The sequence below is a fragment of the Cryobacterium sp. TMT3-29-2 genome (genome assembly GCF_004564305.1).
GTDB classification, from domain to species: domain Bacteria; phylum Actinomycetota; class Actinomycetes; order Actinomycetales; family Microbacteriaceae; genus Cryobacterium; species Cryobacterium sinapicolor.
On record NZ_SOGK01000004.1, the window covers coordinates 1 to 22,698 of the forward strand.

Here is a 22,698-nt window from a genome sequence, read left to right on the forward strand (position 1 = left end):
CATCTACTGCTGCACAACCAGCACTGGAGCATCATCCGAACCGGCACCCAGTACTGGCTCCGGCCACCGGGCGAGGTCGCCCCGGAACAGACGCTGATCGCACTGCCCACCAAGCGAGCGAAGCTGTAGGCAGGGAGTGCGGCCCGTGGTTCCAGGCCTCTGGTCCCTGGTTTCGACAGGCTCAACCACCGGAACTCAGGGCTCAGGGCTAGACGGGCTCGACTACCGGGGGCTCTGGGTTCTGGGCTCGACGGGCTCGAGCACCGGGGTGGGAGCCTTCGGGTGGCGGTGCATCGGGTCTCGGCAGGCTCGAGCACCGGGACGGGAGCCCTCGGGGCGGGCTGCTCCGGTGATGGGCGACGGAGAGGCGTAACTTGGGCTGCATGAGCAGCGTCATTGAGACTCGAGGACTGGAGAAGCGATTCGGCCGAGTTCGGGCCCTCGACGGACTCGACCTCACGGTCGCCCCCGGCGAGGTGCACGGCTTCCTCGGCCCGAACGGGGCCGGCAAGTCCACCACCATCCGCGTGCTGCTAGGCCTCTACCGTCCGAGCGGGGGAACCGCCGCGGTCTTCGGCCAGAATCCCTGGACGGATGCCGTCGCCCTCCACCGCCGCATCGCCTACGTCCCCGGCGACGTCAGCCTGTGGCCCAACCTGTCCGGCGGTGAGGCGATCGACCTGCTCTGCCGGTTGCGCGGCGGAACGGCGGATGCCGCTGCCTACCGGGCCCGCCGTGCGCACCTCGTCGACGCCTTCCAGCTCGACCCCACCAAGAAGGGCCGCACCTACTCGAAGGGCAACCGGCAGAAGGTCGCGCTGATCGCGGCCCTCGCCGCCCCGGCCGACCTGTTCATCTTCGACGAGCCGACCTCGGGCCTCGACCCGCTGATGGATGCCGTCTTCCGCCGGGAGCTGCAGGCGGCGACGGCGGATGGCGCCGCCGTTCTGCTCTCGAGCCACATCCTCTCCGAGGTGGAACACCTCTGCGACCGGGTGAGCATCATTCGGGCCGGCCGCACCGTCGAGACCGGAACGCTGGCCCAGCTGCGCCACCTCACCCGCACCGAGGTCGCCTTTGCGAGCACCGGCCTGACCGACGCCGACCTGGCCGGGCTGGCGGCGCGCATCCCGGCGGCCCACGACCTCGTGGTCGGTACCGGCGTCCCGCAGACCGCCACCACGCATGTCGGCACCGCGCGTGCCGGCACCGCTCGGGCCGGCGTCGACCGGGTGAGCTTCACGGCCGACAGCGACGCGCTGCCCGAGGTTCTGCCCGTTCTGGCCGAGCTGCGGGTGCAGGGCCTGACCGTCGCTCCGCCGTCCCTGGAGACCCTGTTCCTGCGCCATTACCGAGAGGATGCCCCGGCGCTGGCTCCGGCGCCCCTGCCGTCGACCGGACCTCACCTGTGATCCGCCGACGGCCTGGTCCGACGGAGGCCAGGTGAACACCCTCTTGCCGCTGCTGCGACTACGCATCCGCCGCGACCGGGTGCAGCTGCCGATCTGGATGGCCGTGTTCTTCGGGCTCGCCGCGTTCGTCGTCGTCGCGGTCGACTCGAGCTTCGGAACGACCGCCGACCGCCAGGCGCTGATGCGGATCGCGGTCGGCTCACCGACCATCCTCATCTTCCGCGGGGAGCCGCAGGGAGCGGATGCCGACGCGGTCGCTTTCTTCCTCATCTTCGCGTTCCTCGCCACGCTCGTGGCCTTCATGAGCACGTTCCTCGCCGTGCGCCACACCCGCGCCGAGGAGGAGTCGGGCCGCTCCGAGCTGATCGCTGCGACACCCGCCGGCCGGCTGATCCCGCTGCTGGCGACGGCGCTGCACGGGATCGCCGCGGCCCTGGCCGCGGGGGTGGCCGTCACGCTGGGCCTCCTCACCGCCGGTCTGGATCCCGCCGGTTCGATCACGTCCGGGGCCGCGGTCGCCGGTACCGGGATCGCCTTCCTCGGCGTCGGGCTTCTGGCCGGCCAGGTGATGCGCACCTCCCGTGGCGCGAACGGCCTGGGCGCGGCGCTCATCGGCCTCGCCTATACCCTGCGGGCCTTCGGCGATGCCGGCGGCACCGCATCCGCCGACGGGCTGAGCATGACCAGCGCGTGGCCGAGCTGGCTGTCGCCCATCGGCTGGGGCCAGCAGACGGCGGCCTTCACCACGAACCGTCCGGCTCCGCTCCTACTCGACCTGCTCCTCGCGGCCGTGCTCCTCGCGGTGGTCGTGCTGCTGCAGTCGCGGCGCGACCTCGGCTCGAGCCTGATCGGCGAGCGGCCCGGTCCCGAGCACGCTCCGGGCACACTCGCCGGATCGCTCGGCCTGGCCTGGCGGTTGCAGCGGGCGCCGATGATCGGCTGGGCCCTCGTCGGCCTGGTCCTCGGCATCCTCGTCGGGACTCTGGGAGAAACCGTGGTCGAACTGGTCGAGTCGAGCTCTCAGATCGGCGACACGCTGGCCCGGATGGCGGGCGGCCGGGCGTCGATCATCGACCTGTTCACGGACACCATCTTCGGCCTGGTGGGCGTGATCGCTGCGGCGGCGGCAACCCAGGCGATGATCCGAATGCGTCAGGAGGAGGTCAACGGTTCCGCCGAGCTCCTGCTCGCCCTGCCGCTTCGCCGCGGCCGTTGGCTCGTCGACTACCTCCTCGTGGGCACCGGCGCCATGGCGCTGGTGCTGCTCGTGGCCGCCGGGGGCGCCGCGGCCGGGCTTGCCTCGTCGTCGGAGGCCGGTACCGCCGGCACCACCGATACGGCCGACCGGGTGGCCAGCGCCGTGGCCTCCGGGCTGGCCCAGGCGCCGGCCGCGTTGCTCGTCCTGGTGATCGCCGCGCTGCTCTTCGTTTTCGTGCCGCGGCTCAGCACCGGCCTGAGCTGGGGTGTGCTGTTGGGCGCGGCGTTCATCGGCGAGTTCGGCGAGCTGTTCGGCCTGCCCGACTGGCTGCTCACCCTGTCGCCGTTCACCCACACGCCGACGATCGGCGCCGCCGACGTCGAATGGAGCGGAGCCTGGTGGATGCTCGGCGTCGCCCTGGCCGGCGCGGTCGTGGCCGGGGTGGGCATCCGTCGCCGCGACCTGGCGCTGTAGTCGAAACGGGCTCGACCACCGGGTCTCGCCAGGGTCGACCACCGTCAAGTGCGAATAGGGTGGAGGTATGACTGACCAGGGGACCGCATCCGGAATCGACCGCGACGAACTCGACCTGGAGGTGCGTCCGCAGGACGACCTCTTCCGCCATGTGAACGGCAAGTGGATCGCCCGCAGTGAGATCCCGGCCGACAAGGCCCGCTGGGGCTCGTTCTACCTGCTCGCCGAGGAATCGGAGAAGGCCGTGCGAGAGATCATCCTCGAGGCCCGGACCGCCGCTCCCGGCACCGAGGAGCGCAAATTCGGTGACCTCTACGCGAGCTTCATGGACGAGACCCGCGTCGAAGAGCTCGGAGCAACCCCGCTCGCCGCCGACCTCGCCACCGTCGAGGCCGTCACCTCCCTCCCCGAACTGCTCGGCACCCTCGGCCGTCTCGAGCGCGCGGGCGTGTCCGGCGCCTTCGGTCTCTTCGTCGACAACGACCCGGGAGACCCCGAGCGCTACCTCGTCTTCGTCGAGCAGGGTGGGCTCGGTCTCCCCGATGAGTCCTACTACCGTGACGAGAAGTTCACCGCGATCCGCGAGTCCTACCAGGCGTTTCTGACTCGGATGTTCGGCCTCGCCGGCCTCGCCGCCGCCGCCGGCCGCGCCGAGCGCGTCTTCCTGCTCGAGACCGAGCTTGCCACCCACCACTGGGACAAGGTGCGCTCGCGCGACAGCGAGAAGACCTACAACCTCAAGACCTGGGGCCAGGTCACCGCGCTGGCCGCCGGCGTCGACCTGCACCTCTGGCTCGACGGGCTCGACGGCCCGGCCGGCGCTCTCGATGAGGTCGTCGTGCGCCAGCCCAGCTTCGTGACCGGCCTGGCCGAGATGCTCACCGAGGACCGGCTCGAAGGCTGGAAGGACTGGTTGCGGTGGCAGATCATCCGTTCCAGCGCCGCGTTCCTGTCGAGCGAATTCGTCGAGTCCAGCTTCGACTTCTATGGCCGCACCTTGACCGGCACGCCCCAGCTGCGCGAGCGCTGGAAGCGCGGTGTCTCGCTCGTCGAGGGAGCGCTCGGCGAGGCCGTCGGCCGCATCTACGTCGAGCGTCACTTCAAGCCCAGCGCCAAGGAGAGCATGGACGTGCTCGTGGCCAACCTGGTCGAGGCCTACCGGCGGAGCATCACCGAACTCGACTGGATGACCGCGGAGACGCGCGCCCGGGCACTGGACAAGCTCGCCACGTTCACGCCCAAGATCGGCTACCCCGTCAAGTGGCGGGACTACTCGACCCTCGCGGTCGACCCGGCCGATCTGATCAAGAATGTACGTGCCACGAGCGAGTTCGAGTTCCAGCGGGAACTGGGAAAGATCGGCAACCCGCTCGACCGCGACGAGTGGTTCATGACCCCGCAGACGATCAACGCGTACTACAACCCGGGCTTCAACGAGATCGTCTTCCCGGCCGCCATCCTGCAGCCGCCGTTCTTCGACGACGCCCGCGATTCCGCCGCCAACTACGGCGCGATCGGCGCCGTCATCGGCCATGAGATCGGCCACGGCTTCGACGATCAGGGCTCCAAGTACGACGGCACCGGGTTGCTCACCGACTGGTGGACCGAGGAAGACCGCACGGCCTTCGACGAGCGCACCCGCTCCCTGATCGAGCAGTTCAACGCGCTCGCCCCGAAGCAGATCCCCGACCACCGCGTCAACGGTGCACTCACCATCGGCGAGAACATCGGCGACCTCGGTGGCCTCTCAATCGCCTGGAAGGCCTACCTGATCTCGCTGGACGGCCAGGAGCCGCCCGTGATCGACGGCCTCACCGGTGCCCAGCGATTCTTCCTCTCCTGGGCTCAGGCCTGGCAGCTCAAGATGCGCGACGAGGAGGCCCTCCGCCTGCTCTCGATCGACCCGCACTCGCCCAACGAATTCCGCTGCAACCAGATCGTGCGCAACATCGACGAGTTCTACACGGCGTTCGGCGTCACCTCGGACGACGCTCTCTGGCTGGACCCGGAGAAGCGCGTTACGATCTGGTGACCTCAGCGCAACCGTGACAACGCCGTGCGACCGCAACGTCGTGTGGCCGGGGTCCAGCATCCCGAATCAACGTAAGGACCTGACGACTGTGGCCATGCCATCCCAGGATTCAGAGCGTCGGTCACGCCACTCGTCGGCGCGCCGCGGCAAGCACGGCGGCGCGGATGCGACGGCGAACTTCGGCCGCGGGTTCCAGGCGCTCGGCGACCTCGCCGTCGACGGGGTGCAGGTGTCGGCCCGCGCCACCGATCTGGCCACCGGCCGGGTGCTCTTCTCCGTGGACGACCACGTCGTCATGCCCACGGCCGGCATCGGCACGGTGCTCCTGCTGATCGAGGTCGCCGCCAGGCTCCGCGACGCCGACTTCGGCGCGTTCACGATCCTCGACCGCACCGTGGCCGATTCGGTTGCTGGGTCCGGCCTCTGGCAGCACCTGCAGGCACCCGCACTGCCCGTCGCGGACCTCGCGGCCCTGATCGGCAGCGCGAACGACAACCTGGCCACCAATGTGCTGCTCCGCGCGGTCGGTCTCGACGCCGTGCGGGCCCGCGCCGAACAGCTCGGACTCAACCGCACCGCCCTGCTCGACCTCGTTCGCGACCGGCGCGGGCCCGATAACGCCCCGCAGCTCTCGGTCGGCAGCGCCAAGGAACTCACTTGGCTGTTCACGGCGCTCGCCCGTGGTGAAGTCGTCGACGCGGAGGCGAGCGAACGCGTCATCGGCTGGCTGTCACTCGGCACCGACCTGTCCATGGTCGCCAGCGCGTTCGGGCTCGACCCGATCGCCCACCGATCCGGCGACCACGGCCTCCTGCTGGTCAACAAGACCGGGACGGATGCCGGAGTGCGCAGTGAGATCGGCATCCTCCGCGGCCCACGGGCCGGGGTGACCTACATGGTTTCGATGTCCTTCGCCGACACCCGCCTCTCGTCCCGGCTCGCGGTGCTCGACGGGATGCGTGCGGTCGGCCTCGACCTCCTGGAGTACGTGCACTGACCGGCGTCGCCCGCGCAAGCACCCAAACAGAACTGCCCCCGCGACGGAATTCGTCGCGGGGGCAGTTCTGCGTGGTGGCGCAGCCGGTCAGCAGCACCGACCCTGGGGGTTGATGTCCTGGCGGTCGGTCTGGTCGCGCCAGAATTCGCGTTCCGTCATCATCCGTGGACCGTCGCAGACTGCGGCATCCGGGTCATGATGAGTGTCCCGGTGGGCGTCACTCAGGGCCTGGTGGTGGGCCTTGTACTTGTCGTACGCGTCGTCACCCATGACCCCCCTCATGAACCAGGCGAAGCCCTTCGCGCCCTGGCGAACACTGGCGAGGAGACTCATCGGCGAGTCGTCTTCCCTGCCTTGTCCAGCTTGGCCTGGGCGAGCTGGGCGTCCCAGCGTGTCGCCAGCTTCTTCTCCTCCGGGGTGGCCATGAAGCCGGACGGGGCGAACATCTGCGATGCCACCGCGTCATCCTCGTTGGTGCCGAAGCTGCGCGACTTGTAGGACTTCCAGGTGGCCTGAACGGCGGTGATCATCACGATGATGGCCAGCACGACGAACAGGATCGAGAGCACGCCCTGCACCATCGTGTTGCGCACGACGGCCTCCATCGCCTCGACGGTCTTCGCCGTGCCGAAGCTGGTGAGTCCCTCATCCAGCGCGTTGGAGAACGCGCGGTTCTGGGCGAAGTAGCCCACGGCGGGAACGGTCGAGAAGATCTTCAGGAACGACGCGTAGATGGTCACGACGGCGGCGAAGGTCAGCGGCAGGGCCACGATCCAGAGGTACTTGAACAACCCGCGCTTGGCCACGATCGCCAGGCAGACGGCCAGGGCGATGGCTGCCAGCAGCTGGTTCGCGATTCCGAACAGCGGGAACAGGGTGTTGATGCCGCCGAGCGGGTCGGTGACGCCCATTACGAGCACGGCACCCCAGGCGGCGACCATGATGCCGGTCGTGACCCAGGCACCCAGGCGCCAGGAGGTGTTCTTGAACTTCGGGAAGAAGTTGCCGAGGCTGTCCTGCAGCATGAACCGGGCCACGCGGGTGCCGGCGTCGACGGCGGTGAGGATGAACAGCGCCTCGAACATGATGGCGAAGTGGTACCAGAACGCCATCATGCCTGAGCCGCCCGCGACCTGCTGCATGATGTTGGCGAGGCCGACCGACAGGGTCGGAGCGCCGCCGGTGCGGGACACGATGGTCTCCTCGCCCACGTTCTTCGCGGTCTCGGTGAGCATCTCGGGGGTCAGGTTGACGCCGGTCAGGCCGAGGCTGTTCACGAACGTGACAGCACCCTCGACGGTGCCGCCGGTCAGAGCCGGCGAGGAGTTCATGGCGAAGTAGATGCCGCGGTCGATCGACAGCGCGGCGACGAGGGCCATGATGGCGACGAACGATTCCATCAGCATGCCGCCGTAGCCGATGAACCGGGTCTGGCGTTCCTTCTCGATCAGCTTCGGCGTCGTGCCGGAGGCGATCAGGGCGTGGAAGCCGGAGAGGGCGCCGCAGGCGATGGTGACGAAGAGGAACGGGAAGAGCGAGCCGCTCACCACGGGGCCGCCGCCATTCACGAACTCGCTGGTGGCCGGCACCGTGATCTCGGGGCGGACGATGATGATGGCGATGGCCAGCATCCCGATCGTGCCGATCTTCATAAACGTGGACAGATAGTCCCGGGGGGCCAGCAGCAGCCAGACCGGGAGGATGGCCGCCACGAAACCGTAGACGATGATTCCGATCGCGAGAGGCAGCGGGTCAACGGCGAAGAAGGTCGAGCCCCACTCGGTGTCGGCGATCATGCCGCCGCCGATGATGGCGGCCAGCAGCAGGATGAAGCCGATGATGGAGACCTCGGTGACCGCGCCCGGACGGAAGAAGCGCAGGTAGACACCCATGAACAGGGCGATCGGGATGGTCATCCCGACCGAGAAGACGCCCCAGGGGCTGTCGGCGAGGGCGTTGACGACGACGAGGGCGAGGATGGCCACGATGATGACCATGATCGCCAGGGTCGCGACGAGGGCGGCCGTGCCGCCCACCTTGCCGAGCTCGTCCCTGGCCATCTGGCCCAGGGAACGTCCGCCGCGGCGCATCGAGAAGAACAGCACCATGTAGTCCTGCACCGCGCCGGCGAACACGACGCCGACGATGATCCAGATCGTGCCGGGCAGGTAGCCCATTTGGGCGGCCAGCACGGGGCCGACGAGCGGTCCGGCGCCGGCGATCGCGGCGAAGTGGTGACCGAAGAGAACACGGCGGTCGGTGGCCGCGAAATCCTTACCGTCGGCCTTGTACTCGGCCGGTGTCGCGCGCCGGTCATCGGGGTGCAGCAGGTGCTTCTGGATGTAGTTGGAATAGAAGCGGTAGCCGATCAGGTACGTGCAGATGGCGGCGAACACGAACCAGATGGCGTTGACGGTTTCGCCGCGAACCACGGCGAGCATCACCCAGCTGAGACCGCCGAGCAGCGAGATGCCACCCCAGATGGCTATCTTCAGGGGGCTCCAGTGGGCCTCTTCGGCATCGTGCGTGGTCTGATCGAGAGCAACGGGCAACAGGAGGGGATCCCGGTCCAACTCCTCACCCCGCTTCGGCGAATCGTGTGGCGTGCGGGGCTTGGTGCCCATGATCTCTCCTTCGAGGTGCCCCGCAAGGACTGCGGAATTCCTTAGCAAGGCTAACAGCTTGGCGGCAGTTTCCGCGCGGACGCCTAAAATGGACTGAGCGCCGGGCGGTTTCCGTCTGTTCGTGCTTTCCAGTTCTTCCGCCCCCTCGACCATTGGAGCCCCGTGGCCGCCCTCTCCCGCCTCGATTCCGTCATCGCCCTTGCCCGCCATCGCGGGTTTGTGTTCCAGGCCGGTGAAATCTACGGTGGATCCCGGTCCGCCTGGGACTACGGGCCACTCGGCGTGGAGCTCAAGGAGAACATCAAGAAGCAGTGGTGGCGCTTCATGGTCACCAGCCGCGACGACGTCGTCGGCCTCGACTCCTCGGTGATCCTTCCCCGCAAGGTGTGGGAGGCATCCGGTCACGTCGAGGTCTTCAGTGACCCTCTGGTCGAGTGCACGAGCTGCCACAAGCGCTTCCGCGCCGACCACCTCGAGGAGGAGTTCGAGGAGAAGAAGGGTCGCCCGCCTGAGGGCGGCATCGACGGGATCCCCTGCCCGAACTGCGGCAACCGGCACATCTGGACCGAACCGCGCGCCTTCTCCGGCCTGCTCAAGACCTACCTCGGCCCGGTCGACGACGAGGCCGGCATGCACTACCTGCGCCCCGAGACCGCGCAGGGAATCTTCGTGAACTTCGCCAACGTGCTGCAGGCTGCCCGGATGAAGCCGCCGTTCGGCATCGGCCAGATCGGCAAGAGCTTCCGCAACGAGATCACCCCGGGAAACTTCATCTTCCGCACCCGCGAGTTCGAGCAGATGGAGATGGAATTCTTCGTCGAGCCGGGTACGGATGAGACGTGGCACCAGTACTGGATCGACCAGCGGATGGCGTGGTACACGGGCCTCGGGATCAACATCGACAACCTGCGCCTGTTCGAACACCCGGCCGAGAAGCTCTCGCACTACTCCAAGCGCACCGTGGACATCGAATACCGCTTCGGTTTCAGCGGCAGCGAATTCGGAGAGCTCGAGGGTGTCGCCAACCGCACCGACTTCGACCTCAGAACGCACGCGGAGGCATCCGGCAAGGATCTCTCCTACTTCGACCAGACGAAGAACGAGCGCTGGGTTCCCTATGTGATCGAGCCCGCGGCCGGACTGACCCGCTCGCTGATGGCGTTCCTGGTGGACGCGTACCACGAGGAGGAAGTGCCCAATGCGAAGGGCGGCGTCGACAAGCGCACCGTGCTGAAGCTCGACCCGCGCCTGGCGCCGATCAAGGTCGCCGTGCTGCCCTTGTCCCGCAACGAGGCGCTCTCGCCGATGGCCAAGTCCCTCGCGGCGCGGCTGCGCGAGTCCTGGAACGTGGACTTCGACGACGCCGGCGCGATCGGCCGCCGCTACCGCCGCCAGGACGAGATCGGCACCCCGTACTGCGTCACCGTCGACTTCGACTCCCTCGAAGACCAGGCCGTCACCGTGCGCGACCGCGACACCATGGCGCAGGAGCGCGTGTCGCTGGACAAGCTCGACGCCTACCTCGCCGTGCGCCTCCGCGGCGCCTAGCCGAGGCTGCTGCTCGCTGGCCTGCCGATGGCAGCCGGCGGGCTGCTCTGTGCCGCGGTCGGTGCTGATCGGGGCCGCCGGCCACGTACGCGTTCGGGCGTGGCCGGCAGTTTCTGTGCATAACTCTTGCACTTTCTGCCGTCCCGGCCGCATGCCCGTGTGTTTCTGCGGCGCAGCTCGTCGCCGGCGACGAATTGCAGGAGTTATGCGCGCGCCCGGCAGCGGAACGGCACGGGTCCGGGCTGACCGGGTGCCGCTGGGCTGCCGGTGGGGCTAACTCAGGAGAAGTCCCGCGGGTGAGCCTCGGCGACCCCGGAACGACGGCACGGCGGTGGCCGGGCGCACCGGTTCTCCTGAGTTAGCCACACGGAGGCAGCGAAACGGATGCCTGGAGCGGCTACGCGAGTCGCCGGGCGAGTTCAGCGGCGGTGATCGTCCGCGGTCAGGATGCCGCGGGGCCGATATCGGCGACCGTGTCCGCAGACCCGGCGGCGGGAAGCTGAACCTGCACGCCGAAGAGGGCATCGAGCCCGGTCAGGAACGCGGCCTGCTCGCCCGCCCGGGCCAGCTCGCGGGAGCGCACCATCGGGGTGTGCAGCAGCACGCCGGCCAGGTGACGCAGCGCCGCCTCAGTCTGTTCGCTGTTGTCGCCTCGGTTGCGGGCGCGTTCGATCTCGCCGTCGAGGAGGTCGAAGATGTAGCTGCGCAGGGCCACGACGGCCGGGGCGAGGCTTTGCTCTTCGGCGACCGCGGAGAACTTGCGGGCGGCTCGGCCCACCAGAAGGCGGGCGTCGCTGGTGGCGTTGAGCTCCTCGAGCGGCGCGTGGATGCGGATGGTCTCGAGGTCGAGCAGCTCCACGCCGGCCAGGTCGGTGACGTCCGGGTCGACGTTACGGGGCAGGCCCAGGTCGATGATGAGCCGGCGCGGGATCTCGGACGGGGCATCCGTCACCGGACAGGAGGGGAGCATGAGCGCTTCCGTGGCCGGAAGCTGCAGGGAGAGCGCCAAGCCCGAGTGGAGCAGGGCCGCATCGATCACATGGGTGTCGGCGGTCGTGCAGGTGAGGATCAGGTCGGCCTCGGCGGCTTCGATGGCGAACTCGGCCTCGGCGACGGGGGTGATCTGGTGCGAGGTCGCGAACTTCGCGGCGCGGCCGGACGGCGAGTACACCCGCACGTTCTCGGCGCCGAGGTCGCGCAATGCGGCGAGGGATGCCCCCGCGTAACGGCCGGTGCCGACCAACAGCACGCGGGTCTGGGCCCAGTCCGTGATGCGGCTTTCGGCCAGCTCGAGGGCCAGACGCACGAGCGAACGTCCCGCGGCGCCGATGCCGGTACGGTTCTTGACGCCTCGAGAGGTCTGCGAGGCGCGCTGAAAGAGGCGCTCGAGTTCGGGACTGGTGGTGCGGGCGAGCCGGGCCTGCTCGAGCGAGCGGCGCACCTGGCCGGCAATCTCGCCCTCGCCGACGACCACCGACTCGAGGCCGCTCGTCACGGCGAAGAGGTGTTCGGCCACGCCGCTGCCGTGCACGAGATCCAGGGTGTTCCGCAGAACGTCGACGGCCACGCCGCTACTCGCGCTGACGCCGTCGATGGCGGCGTGCACGGCCTGAAGAGGAGAGGAGCCCACGGGCTCGTCGAGGTCGAGGTAGGCCTCGAACCGGTTGCAGGTGGCCACGACAACGGCGCCGACCAGAGTCGGGTGCCGACCGAGAATGCCACCGGCGGTGTCGTTCGCACCGACAGACAATTTCTCCAGCACGTCGAAGCTGGAGTTCTTATGGCTGGCGGACAGACAGATCAACACTCAACGAGTCTACGACCTGAGGCTGAGCGCCCGAATCGCCCGAATGTCGGAAGTTTGACAGAATCAAACCAATGAACCTCGACGCGCAACACCCACTCGCAACCGGACTCACCGCCGATTCTCGCCTTATCCGCGCCTACCAGGGCACCCGGCCAGACGCCACCCCCGTCTGGTTCATGCGCCAGGCGGGCCGTTCGCTGCCCGAGTACCGGTCGCTGCGCGTCGGCACGCGCATGCTGGACGCCTGCCTCGACCCGGAGATGGCGAGCGAGATCACGCTGCAGCCCGTGCGTCGGCACAACGTCGACGCCGGCATCCTCTTCAGTGACATCGTCATCCCGCTCAAGCTCGTGGGCGTCGACGTCGAGATCGTCGCGGGCACCGGCCCGGTCCTCGGCACGGCCGTGCGCACGGCGAAGGATGTCGCACAGCTCATCGAGCTCGACCCGGCCGTACTCGATGAGACACTGGCCCCGATCACCGCCGCGGTCGCACGCACCGTGGCCGAGCTCGGCTCGACGCCGCTGATCGGCTTCGCCGGCGCCCCGTTCACACTGGCGGCCTACCTTGTGGAGGGCGGCCCATCGAAGGACCACATCCATGCCCGCACGCTCATGCACGCCGACCCCGACGCCTGGGCCGCCCTGATGGACTGGACGGCCGAGGTCACCGGGCGATTCCTGCGCGCGCAGGTTCTCGCCGGCGCCAGTGCCGCCCAGCTGTTCGATTCCTGGGCCGGCGCGCTCTCGCTGGCCGACTACACGCGCTTCGTTGCTCCTGCCTCCACCGCGGCGATCGCCCATGTGCGGGACCTCACTTACGACGAGGGTGCCGCGGGCACGGATGTCGCACACACGGATGCCGACGACGCGGACGCCGCATCCGTGCGCCGCAACGTGCCCGTCGTGCACTTCGGTGTGGGCACGGGTGAGTTGCTCAAGGAGATGCACGCCGTGGGCGCCGACGTCGTCGGAGTCGACTACCGGGTGCCGCTCGACGAAGCCAACCGGCGCCTCGGCGGGCTGGTTCCGGTCCAGGGCAACGTTGATCCGGCGCTCCTCGCCGCACCGTGGCCGGTGCTCGAAGCGCATGTGCTGGACGTGCTCGAGCGCGGGCGCACGGCACCGTCCCACGTGCTCAACCTGGGGCACGGCGTTCCGCCGATGACCGACCCGAACGTGCTGACCCGACTGGTGGCCTTCGTGCACGAGGTCACCGCGGTCTCCGCCGACGCGACCGGCTCAGTCCCGGAAGCCCCGGTCAGCGCGCCGTCCGCGTCCTGACAACCGCACGAAGGCTCGGGGGAAGCGAATGAAGGACGTCATCGTCATCGGCGGAGGGGTGGCCGGTCTGATCGCTGCTCGAGCCTGCGCCCGGGTCGGGCTCAGCGTGACCGTGCTCGAAGCCACCGGCGTGCCGGGCGGAGCGCTCGGTAGCCACGAGGTGGCCGGCCTCACCCTCGACAGCGGTGCCGAGAGCTTCGCCGTGCGGCGCAATGCGGTGGCCGAGTTCATCGCCGACCTCGGCCTGTCCGACGAGGTCGTCGCGCCGAACCCCGCCGGCGCGTGGCTGCAGCTGCCCGACGACCGTGTGCCGGGTGGGTCGGTCAGCGTTCCGCTGCCCAAGGCCGGCGTGCTCGGCATCCCCGGTTCCCCTCTCGCCGACGACGTGCGCCGGGTGATCGGCTGGAGCGGCGCTTGGCGCGCCTACGCCGACCGGCTCATGCCGGTGCTGACGATCGGCCGGGAGCACAGCCTCGGCGAGCTCGTGCGCAAGCGGATGGGACGCCGGGTGCTCGAACGGCTCGTCGAGCCCGTGACCGCCGGGGTCTACTCGTCCTCGGCCGACGACCTCGAGATCGACGTCGTGGCCCCGGGCCTCAACTCCGCCCTCACGGTGACCGGTTCGCTGTCCGGAGCCGTGCTGTCGTTGCGCTCCGGCGCCCCGGCCGGCTCAAACGTGGCCGGGCTCCGCGGCGGCATGTCCCGGCTCGTGGCGGCCCTGGTCGCCGACCTCGCGCACTTCGACGCCGAGATCGTGACGGATGCCCCGGTCACCGCGCTCCGCCGCTCCGGCACCGAGGACGCACCTACCTGGACGGTCACCTGCGCCGCGCCGCCCGCGGACGCCCCGGACGCCCCGGATGCTCCGGCAGCGGCGACCACCCTCGCCGCGCGGTTCGTGATCATCGCGACCCCCGGGGCGCAGGCGCTCGCCCTGCTGGCCGATCTGAGCCCGGCCCATGCGGCGCTCGCCGAACTCGACTGGCCGCAGCCGACGGCCATCGAACTGGCCACGATCGTCATCGACGCACCCGAGCTGGACGCGCACCCGCGCGGCACCGGTGTTCTGGTTGCGGCCGCGACCCCCGGGGTCAGCGCCAAAGCGCTCACGCATGTGACCGCGAAGTGGGAATGGCTGGCCGCGGCCGCCGGACCGGGCCGACACGTCATCCGTCTGTCCTATGGACGTGCCGGCCAGGACAACCCCACCGCCGGCCTGCGGGATGACGAGCTGCTCGCCCTGTCCCTGGCCGACGCCCGCACCATCCTGGGCGTCGACCTCGATGCGGCAGCGGTGCGCGGTTTCGCCCGCACGGTCTGGGGCGATGCCCTCTCGCCGGCGACCGTCGGTGCGCCCGAGCGGGTCAGCCAGGTGCGCGAGATCGTGACCGCCACCCCGGGGCTCGAACTCACGGGTGCGTGGCTCGCCGGAACCGGACTGGCCTCGGTGATCCCGGATGCCGTCGCCGCCGCCTCCCGCACCCGGCACGAGGCCCTCGGCATCTGAAGCACGGTCACCGGAGCGGGCGCCGATCAGTCACCTGATCAGTGGCCCGATCCACGGGTCACCCGCCGCGCCCACCTGACTCCATCCCTAATGGGGGATACTCTGAGAGATACGTGCATCTTGAGGAATGGAGTAACAATGCGGGGAAAGCTTCTGTTCATCACGGGCGGACTCGTCGGGTACGTCCTGGGCGCTCGCGCCGGACGCAAGCGCTACGACCAGATCGCGGCCGCCGCAGAGAACCTGTGGAACGCGCCGCCCGTGCAGCGCCGAGTAGACGAGGCCCGCGACTTCGCGCTCGAGCGGGTCGGGGATGTGCCGTCGGCACTCCTCGCGACCGGCAAGAAGCTCGTCTCCGCCGTGCAATCCAAGTCGCGCGGGACCCGCTACACCGTGCCGACGCCGGCCGCAACGATGCCGGCCGCAACGCCGGCCGCAACGCCGGCCGCAACGACGCCGGCCGCGACGCCTGCCGCAACGACGCCCACCGACGACACCGCCGCCAAGTAATCGCCGCGACACTCCCAACGAAGGGGACTCTGTGAGAAACAGCGACTTCAATCCGAAAAGCCGGAAATCGACATTCGAGCTTCTCGGTGAGCTGCCCGGTCAGGTCATCGCCCTGGTCAAGGCCGAACTCGACGCGGCCAAGGCGGAATTCGCCGGCAAGGCCAAGAACATCGGGCTGGGCATCGGGCTGTTCGTTGTGGCGGCCGTGTTCGTGTTCTTCGCCGGCATGGTGCTGGTCGCAGCCGCGGTCATCGCGCTCGACCTCGTACTGCCGCTCTGGCTCGCGGCCGTGATCGTGGCGCTCGCCCTGCTGCTGTTGGCGCTGCTGTTGGCGCTGATCGGCAGAAACCGGGTGAAGGTCGGCACGTCATCGGATCCGGACGGCGTGACGGAGAGCATCCGTCGGGACGTCGATGCCCTTAAGGGAGTTGGCAAGTATGAGCACTGAAGTGACCCAGAAGACGAATGAGGCCGTGAGCGGGAGCGCCGTCGCGGTCACGGGCGAGGTGGTCAAGGCCGTCTCGCTCTCCAAAGCCGAGCTGCGGGCCGAGGCCGCCCGGGCCCGCACCCAGCTCGCGCAGACTCTCGACGCGATCGAGTACAAGCTCAACCTGCCCCGGCAACTGCGCGTGCGTTCCCGCCTGGTCAACGTCCGCTTGCGTGAACTCGGCGAGAAGAACCCCCTCGCACTGGCCGGCATCGTCCTGGGTGCGGCCTCGGCCGCCGTGGGTGCAATCTGGCTCGGTGTCAAGGTCGTGCAGCGCCGCTGAGGTCCGGTAGGACCGGCCGTCGGCCGTGCAGTTTTGGCTCTCGCAGCAAAGAAGTAGAGACTAGTAGTTATGACTCACCCGGCTGCCGGAGAGGCAGTAAACCCACCTCACTCCACCACCTCTGCCGAGACCCACGGAATGACCGACGCGCCAGGCGCATCACCGGAGGGTTTCACCCTGTTCGCGGTTCTGCGCAAGGACCCGAGCAACCCGGACGACCTCGACGGCCACGACGTGCCCCGAGCCGTGCTGGAGCTCGACGACGTCGTATCCCTCGTTGCGGCCGAGGGCGTCACCCTGCGCGGGTTCTACGACGTCTCCGGACTCCGCGCCGACGCCGATGTGATGATCTGGACCCACGCGCCGGACGCCGAGACCCTGCAGTGGGCCCACCGCCAGCTGCGTCGCAGCCGACTGCTCAAGAGCCTCCTGCCGACCTGGAACGCCATGGGCGTGCACCGCGACGCGGAGTTCAACAAGAGCCATGTGCCCGGGTTCCTGCGGGGGGTCGAGCCGAAGGCCTGGCTCACCGTCTACCCGTTCGTGCGCAGCTTCGACTGGTACCTGCTGCCGGAGGCCGAGCGCAGCGCCATGCTCGCCGACCACGGTCGCAAGGGCGCGGCCTTCCGCGGCGCCATCGCCAACACGGTCTCCTCGTTCGCGCTCGGCGACTACGAGTGGCTGCTGCCGATCGAAAGCGACGAACTCACCGAGCTCGTCGACCTGATGCGCGAACTGCGCAACACCGAGGCGCGCCGCCATGTGCGCGAAGAGGTCCCGTTCTACACCGGCCGTCGCATCTCGACGGCCGAACTGGTGGAGGTTCTGCAGTAATGACTACCTATGACGCCATCCTGCTCGCCGGTTTCGGCGGCCCCGAGGGCCAGGACGATGTGATCCCGTTCCTGCGCAACGTCACCGGCGGACGTGGCATCCCCGAGGAGCGCCTCGAAGAGGTCGCCAAGCACTACCGCCACTTCGGCGGTGTCAGCCCGATCAACGACCAGAACCGCGTGCTCCGCGCCGCGCTCCAGGCCGAGCTCGAACGCCGCGGCATCGACCTGCCCGTGCTCTGGGGCAACCGCAACTGGGCACCGTACCTGCGCGACACCATCAGCGAGGCCAACGACAACGGCCAGACTCGGCTCCTGGCCATCGCCACCAGTGCCTACAGCTCCTACTCCGGCTGTCGCCAGTACCGCGAGGACTTCGCCGCCGCACTCACCGCGACCGGGCTGGAGGGTGTGGTGCACATCGACAAGGTGCGCCAGTTCTTCGACCACCCCGGTTTCGTCACCCCGTTCGTGACCGCACTCCGGAAGGGGCTCGCGGACGTCGAGGCTCAGGTCCCCGGCATCGACCTGGCCACCGAGGTCGAGATCCTGTTCTCGACCCACTCGATCCCGATGACCGACGCCAACAAGAGCGGTCCGGCCGACCGCGGCTTCGGTGAGGGCGGCGCCTACGCGGCGCAGCACCTGGCTGTCGCCCAGAAGGTCATGGTCGGCGTGGACACCCCGTGGCAGTTGGTCTTCCAGTCCCGCAGCGGCCCGCCCAGCATGCCGTGGCTCGAGCCCGACATCAACGACGCCATCGCCCTGCTGCCGGAGCGGGGCATCCGTGCCATCGTCATCGTGCCGCTCGGCTTCGTCAGCGACCACATGGAGGTCATGTGGGACCTCGACAACGAGGCCACCGAGACCGCCGGGGAACTCGGCCTGGTGTCTGTGCGCGTGCCGACGCCCGGTGTCGACCCTGCCTTCGTCAGCGGGCTCATCGACCTGGTCGAGGAGCGACTGAACGACACCCCCGCCGAGGCTCGCCCGCACGAGACCGATCTGGGTCCCTGGTACGACGTATGCCGCCCCGGGTGCTGTGAGAACGTGCGCCTGGGCTTCAAGCCGGCCGTTGCCGGGATGGCTCCGTGAGCCTGATCCGTATCGGAACCCGTGGCAGCGCGCTTGCCCTGGCGCAGACCACAGCGATCGCGAACCGCATCGCGACCGCGTCCGGCTCCGAGGTCGAGATCGTCACGATCACGACTCACGGCGACACCTCCCGCGAGTCGCTGTCGTCCCTGGGCGGCACGGGCGTTTTCGCCAGCGCCCTGCGCGAGTCGCTCCTGGCCGACGAATGCGACGTCGTCGTGCACTCCTTCAAGGACCTGCCGACGGTCGCCTACCCGGGTCTGCGCATCGGGGCCACCCCGAAGCGGGCGGATGCGCGCGACGTGCTCTGCGCCCGCGACGGTCTTAACCTGGCCACGCTGCCCGACGGCGCGCGGGTCGGCACCGGCTCACCGCGCCGCGCCGCCCAGCTGCGGTCCCTGCGCCCGGACCTGGATGTCGTGGACATCCGCGGCAACGTGGAGACCCGCCTGGGTCGTGTTGCCGAGGGTGACCTCCACGCGGTCGTGCTCGCCGCCGCCGGCCTCAGCCGTCTGGCGCTGCTCGAGTCCGTGGACGGTGAGTACCTGGAACTGTCCGACTGGCCGACCGCACCGGGCCAGGGCGCGCTCGCGCTCGAGGTGCGCGACGGGAAGCTCGACCGCACCCTCGCCACGGCCCTCACCGCGATCAACCACGCGACCAGCCAGGCCACCGTGATGGCCGAGCGTTTGGTGCTGGCCCGGCTCGAGGCCGGCTGCGCGGCGCCGATCGGCGCCATGGCCGCGATCGACGACGGGCTCCTGTTCCTCACCGCCACGGTGTACAGCCCGGATGGCTCCCGCAGCGTCGTGAGCTCCCATGCGGCGACCCCCGACTCGCATTCCATTGCGCACCTGGCCGAGGCCGCGCAAGATGTGTCTGACCGTGTTTCGCATGACCTGCTCGCCGGCGGCGCTGCCGACTTCGCCCCGATGAAGGTGACTTCGTGATGAACTCGCGCTACAAGACCAAAACCAGCCTCGCCAAGCCGCTCACCGGCTGGCGTGTGCTCGTGCCGCGCGGCGGCCCGTGGGGCGACCACGTCGCCGCCGACCTGCGCTCCAAGGGCGCTCAGCCGATCGTGGCCCCCATGATCAACTTCGCCCCGACCGATGACGCCCCCGCGCTCGAGGCCGCCCTGGCGCGCCTCGCGGCCGGCGATTTCGACTGGATGACCGTGACCAGTGCCACGACCGTCGACGTCCTGTCGTCGCACCGGGCGCTCGTGGCCGCGTCCACGCGCATCGCGGCGGTCGGCGAGACCACCGCTGCGGCCCTGACCGCGGCCGGATACCGGGTCGACATCGTGCCCTCCGAAGACAACTCCGCCCGCGGACTCCTCGAAGAGTGGGAAGCCGCCACGTCGGGCCAAGTGCCACTGCGCATCCTCACCCTGCGTTCGGAAATCGCCAAGCCGCTGCTGACCGAAGGACTGCGCCGGATCGGCCACGACGTCGAATCGGTCGTCGCGTACCGCACCATCGGCGTGCCCGTGGACCAGCGGGTCGTCGCGGATGTCGCGGCCGGCACGGTGCAGGCGCTGCTCGTCACCTCCGGAAGCGTGGCGCAGCAGGTGCAGGACCAGCTCGGGCCGATCCCCGCATCGATTGTGGTGGCCTGCATCGGGCCGCGCACGGCGAAGGATGCGGCGGCCATCGGCCTGCGCGTCGACGTCGTGGCCGACTCACCCAGTGCCGAATCGTTGATCCAGGCTCTGGTCCACGTCGCCCAGACCCGCTGACGGTTCACGCGTCCAGCCCTGCGACGTAGGGTTGACTGGTGATAAACCCCGTCATCCGCCCGCGACGGTTGCGCACCACTCCTGCGCTCCGTCGCCTGGCCAGCGAAATCCGTCTGCATCCCTCCGAACTGGTTCTCCCGATGTTCGTCCGGGAGGGCAGCGGCGACCCGATGCCGATCCAGTCGATGCCCGGGGTGGTTCAGCACACCATTGACAGCGCCCGGCGGGCGGTCAACGAGGCCGCGGAAGCCGGCATCGGCGGGGTCATGCTCTTCGGGGTGCCGGCCGTGCGCGACGCTGTCGGATCCGGGGCCACCGATCCCGACGGCATCCTCAACGCGGCCACCCGCGCGCTGGCCGACGAGGTCGGCGACGCCCTCGTCGTGCAGACCGACCTCTGCCTGGACGAGTTCACCGACCACGGCCACTGCGGCGTGCTCGGCGCCGACGGCAGCGTCGACAACGACTCCACTCTCGAGCGATACTGCGAGATGGCTCTCGTGCAGGCGGCCTCCGGCTCGCAGCTGCTCGGCCTGAGCGGAATGATGGACGGTCAGGTTGCCGCCGTGCGCCAGGCACTCGACCTGAACGGCTACGTGGACACGGCCGTGCTCGCCTATTCGGCCAAGTACGCGTCGGCCTTCTACGGTCCCTTCCGCGACGCCGTGGAATCTACCCTCGAGGGTGACCGGCGCAGCTACCAGCTCGACCCGGCGAACCGCCGGGAGGGCGTGCGCGAGGCTCTGCTCGACATCCAGGAGGGTGCCGACATCGTGATGGTGAAGCCCGCCATGAGCTACCTCGACGTGCTGGCCGAGGTCGCTGCCGTCAGCGACATTCCGGTCTGGGCATACCAGGTGTCCGGTGAGTACGCGATGATCGAGGCCGCGGCCGCGCACGGCTGGATCGACCGCCGCCGGGCCGTCGAGGAGTCCGTTCTCAGCATCCGTCGCGCCGGAGCGGATGCCGTGCTCACCTACTGGGCGGTCGAACTGGCCACCTGGCTGAACGAAAGGCAGGCCCGATGATGTCCCGCAACGACGATCTCTTCGCCCGCGCCCAGCGCGCCATCCCCGGCGGCGTCAACTCGCCCGTGCGCGCCTTCCGCTCGGTCGGCGGCACCCCGCTGTTCCTGGTCAAGGCGAAGGGCGCCTACGTGACCGACTCCGACGGCCGCGAATACGTCGACCTGGTCAGCTCCTGGGGACCGGCCATCCTCGGCCACGCCCACCCGGAGGTCGTGCAGGCGGTGCAGGATGCCGCCGTGCTCGGTCTGTCCTTCGGCGCCTCCACCCCCGGCGAGACCATCCTGGCCGAGCTGATCGAGGAGCGCGTCGGCGCGGTCGAGAAGCTGCGCCTGGTCTCGACCGGCACCGAGGCCACCATGACGGCCATCCGTCTGGCCCGCGGGTTCACGGGTCGTGACCTGCTGATCAAGTTCGCCGGGCACTACCACGGCCACTCGGACGGGTTGCTGGCCCAGGCCGGGTCCGGTCTGGCCACGCTGGCGCTGCCCGGTTCGGCCGGGGTGACGGCGGCGACGGCCGCACAGACCCTCGTGCTGCCCTACAACGATCTGGATGCCGTGCGGGTCGCCTTCGAGGCGCACCCGGGCCGGATCGCGGCCGTGATCACCGAGGCCGCGGCCGCGAACATGGGAGTCGTGGCCCCCGACGCCGGTTTCAACGCTGCGCTCACCGCCCTCGCGCACGAGCACGGTGCGCTCCTGATCATCGACGAGGTCCTCACCGGCTTCCGAGTGCACCCGGCCGGCTACTGGGGGCTGGACACTTCGGGGTCGGGCCAGGCGGACTACACGCCGGACCTGTTCACCTACGGCAAGGTCATCGGCGGTGGCCTGCCGGTGGCGGCCCTCGGCGGTCGCGCCGACGTGATGGACTTCCTGGCGCCGAACGGCCCGGTCTACCAGGCCGGCACGCTGTCCGGCAACCCGGTGGCGGTCGCCGCCGGCATCGCGACCCTGCGGGCACTGGACGAGCGCGTGTACGAGCACATCGACGCCACCGCACTGGTGCTCTCCGAGGCCGTTTCCGCCGCCTTCTCGGCCGAGGGCGTCGCGCACAGCGTGCAGCGGGCCGGCAACCTGTTCAGCTTCGTGTTCGGTGCCGAGGCCGCGGCCAGCGCACCCCGGAACTACGCCCAGGTGCAACGCCAGGAGGCCTTCCGCTACGGACCGTTCTTCCACTCCATGCTGGACCAGGGCGTTTCCCTGCCGCCGTCGGTGTTCGAGGCCTGGTTCGTCTCCGACGCCCACGACGAGAGCGCGGTCGGTTGGATCCTCGACGCCCTGCCTGCCGCAGCGAAGGCCGCGGCAGCCGCCACCCCACAGGCGTGACCCACAGGCGTGACCCACAGGCGTGACGCGCGGGCGTGACCCGGCACAGCCGGGAGTTATTCCTTTGTGCGGTTCCGACAAACCGATTTCGGTCCGGAACAGGCAGACTAGACGCATGGCTTCCTTGCACGTTCACCCCGACCGGCTGGAGATCCACCTCTCGAAAGCGGAGAAGACCCTGGCCCTGCGGCGCGACGACATCGTCGTGCCACGGGAGAACATCCGTTCGGTGACGATCACGGACGACCCGTGGATCTGGATCCGCGGGATCCGTTCGCCCGGGCTGGGTCTGCCGCTGGTGGTCGCGGTCGGCACCTGGAAGTTCCACGGCGGCAAGGACTTCCTGGCGCTCAAGCGCAAGCGCCAGGCAGTCGTCATCGACCTCATCGACGACGAGTTCTCCCGGGTGCTCCTGTCCACCAGCCACGCCCCGGACCTGATCGCGTCCCTCAAGCTCGGTGCGTGACCGACCCGCCGGTTGACCGACTCGGTGTCGTTCGGCCCCGAACTC

The 22,698-nt window shown here is 69.4% G+C and carries 20 protein-coding genes; 17 read left to right on the top strand and 3 right to left on the bottom strand.

Annotation, left to right across the window (positions count from 1 at the left end):
• Positions 1-383: 383 nt before the first annotated feature.
• From E3O67_RS00175 to E3O67_RS00190, 4 genes are all read left to right on the top strand, one after another.
• Positions 384-1,412 (top strand): ABC transporter ATP-binding protein, encoded by a 1,029-nt coding sequence (locus E3O67_RS00175; RefSeq protein WP_135101320.1) that lies wholly within the window; start codon positions 384-386, stop codon positions 1,410-1,412.
• 31 nt (positions 1,413-1,443) lie between these two features.
• Positions 1,444-3,084: an ABC transporter permease gene (locus E3O67_RS00180; protein ID WP_135101322.1), complete on the top strand. Its 1,641-nt coding sequence runs from the start codon at positions 1,444-1,446 to the stop codon at positions 3,082-3,084.
• Positions 3,085-3,151: 67 nt separating this feature from the next.
• Complete coding sequence (locus E3O67_RS00185) at positions 3,152-5,116, top strand: M13 family metallopeptidase (protein WP_134428455.1); 1,965 nt, start codon at positions 3,152-3,154, stop codon at positions 5,114-5,116.
• A gap of 88 nt (positions 5,117-5,204) precedes the next feature.
• A complete protein-coding gene (locus E3O67_RS00190) occupies positions 5,205-6,113 on the top strand; it encodes a serine hydrolase (RefSeq protein ID WP_134428454.1) in 909 nt (302 codons plus the stop codon).
• A gap of 87 nt (positions 6,114-6,200) precedes the next feature.
• Here the strand turns inward: E3O67_RS00190 and E3O67_RS00195 are convergent, their stop codons facing one another.
• Positions 6,201-6,446 carry a YbdD/YjiX family protein gene (locus E3O67_RS00195; RefSeq protein ID WP_135101324.1) on the bottom strand — a complete coding sequence of 82 codons (246 nt, stop codon included), beginning with the start codon at positions 6,444-6,446 and terminating at the stop codon, positions 6,201-6,203.
• A complete protein-coding gene (locus E3O67_RS00200) occupies positions 6,443-8,737 on the bottom strand; it encodes a carbon starvation CstA family protein (protein WP_135101326.1) in 2,295 nt (764 codons plus the stop codon). Before E3O67_RS00200 ends, E3O67_RS00195 begins: the two co-directional genes overlap by 4 nt.
• A 162-nt stretch (positions 8,738-8,899) precedes the next feature.
• Between E3O67_RS00200 and E3O67_RS00205 the strand changes: the two genes are divergently transcribed.
• A complete protein-coding gene (locus E3O67_RS00205; protein WP_134428448.1) occupies positions 8,900-10,285 on the top strand; it encodes a glycine--tRNA ligase in 1,386 nt (461 codons plus the stop codon).
• Between the two features lie 442 nt (positions 10,286-10,727).
• Here the strand turns inward: E3O67_RS00205 and E3O67_RS00210 are convergent, their stop codons facing one another.
• Positions 10,728-12,092: a glutamyl-tRNA reductase gene (locus E3O67_RS00210; RefSeq protein WP_134428446.1), complete on the bottom strand. Its 1,365-nt coding sequence runs from the start codon at positions 12,090-12,092 to the stop codon at positions 10,728-10,730.
• Positions 12,093-12,163: 71 nt separating this feature from the next.
• Between E3O67_RS00210 and hemE the strand changes: the two genes are divergently transcribed.
• From hemE to E3O67_RS00265, 12 genes are all read left to right on the top strand, one after another.
• Complete coding sequence (gene hemE, locus E3O67_RS00215) at positions 12,164-13,375, top strand: uroporphyrinogen decarboxylase (protein WP_135101328.1); 1,212 nt, start codon at positions 12,164-12,166, stop codon at positions 13,373-13,375.
• A gap of 28 nt (positions 13,376-13,403) precedes the next feature.
• Positions 13,404-14,882, top strand: a complete 1,479-nt coding sequence (gene hemG / locus E3O67_RS00220) for a protoporphyrinogen oxidase (protein WP_135101330.1) — start codon at positions 13,404-13,406, stop codon at positions 14,880-14,882.
• Positions 14,883-15,020: 138 nt separating this feature from the next.
• Entirely contained in the window at positions 15,021-15,392 is a 372-nt protein-coding gene (locus E3O67_RS16710) for a hypothetical protein (protein WP_167726385.1), read from the top strand.
• A gap of 31 nt (positions 15,393-15,423) precedes the next feature.
• Positions 15,424-15,840, top strand: a complete 417-nt coding sequence (locus E3O67_RS16715) for a phage holin family protein (protein WP_166786920.1) — start codon at positions 15,424-15,426, stop codon at positions 15,838-15,840.
• Positions 15,830-16,162, top strand: coding sequence for a DUF3618 domain-containing protein (locus tag E3O67_RS00230; protein WP_135101334.1), 333 nt, complete (start codon positions 15,830-15,832; stop codon positions 16,160-16,162). The genes E3O67_RS16715 and E3O67_RS00230 overlap by 11 nt, the downstream gene beginning before the upstream one ends.
• 138 nt (positions 16,163-16,300) lie before the next feature.
• Positions 16,301-16,996 carry a hydrogen peroxide-dependent heme synthase gene (gene hemQ / locus E3O67_RS00235; protein ID WP_135101336.1) on the top strand — a complete coding sequence of 232 codons (696 nt, stop codon included), beginning with the start codon at positions 16,301-16,303 and terminating at the stop codon, positions 16,994-16,996.
• Positions 16,996-18,090 carry a ferrochelatase gene (locus tag E3O67_RS00240; RefSeq protein ID WP_134428434.1) on the top strand — a complete coding sequence of 365 codons (1,095 nt, stop codon included), beginning with the start codon at positions 16,996-16,998 and terminating at the stop codon, positions 18,088-18,090. Before hemQ ends, E3O67_RS00240 begins: the two co-directional genes overlap by 1 nt.
• Positions 18,087-19,040 (top strand): hydroxymethylbilane synthase, encoded by a 954-nt coding sequence (gene hemC, locus E3O67_RS00245; RefSeq protein ID WP_134428432.1) that lies wholly within the window; start codon positions 18,087-18,089, stop codon positions 19,038-19,040. The genes E3O67_RS00240 and hemC overlap by 4 nt, the downstream gene beginning before the upstream one ends.
• On the top strand, positions 19,040-19,831 hold the full coding sequence (locus E3O67_RS00250) for a uroporphyrinogen-III synthase (RefSeq protein WP_134428475.1): 792 nt from the start codon (positions 19,040-19,042) through the stop codon (positions 19,829-19,831). Before hemC ends, E3O67_RS00250 begins: the two co-directional genes overlap by 1 nt.
• Positions 19,832-19,872: 41 nt before the next feature.
• Positions 19,873-20,859: a porphobilinogen synthase gene (hemB, locus tag E3O67_RS00255; RefSeq protein WP_370259728.1), complete on the top strand. Its 987-nt coding sequence runs from the start codon at positions 19,873-19,875 to the stop codon at positions 20,857-20,859.
• Positions 20,859-22,187, top strand: a complete 1,329-nt coding sequence (hemL, locus tag E3O67_RS00260; RefSeq protein ID WP_134428473.1) for a glutamate-1-semialdehyde 2,1-aminomutase — start codon at positions 20,859-20,861, stop codon at positions 22,185-22,187. The genes hemB and hemL overlap by 1 nt, the downstream gene beginning before the upstream one ends.
• Before the next feature lie 115 nt (positions 22,188-22,302).
• The gene (locus E3O67_RS00265; RefSeq protein WP_134428428.1) at positions 22,303-22,653 is read left to right on the top strand and encodes a hypothetical protein; all 351 of its coding nucleotides are present in this window, start codon (positions 22,303-22,305) and stop codon (positions 22,651-22,653) included.
• Positions 22,654-22,698 lie beyond the last annotated feature (45 nt).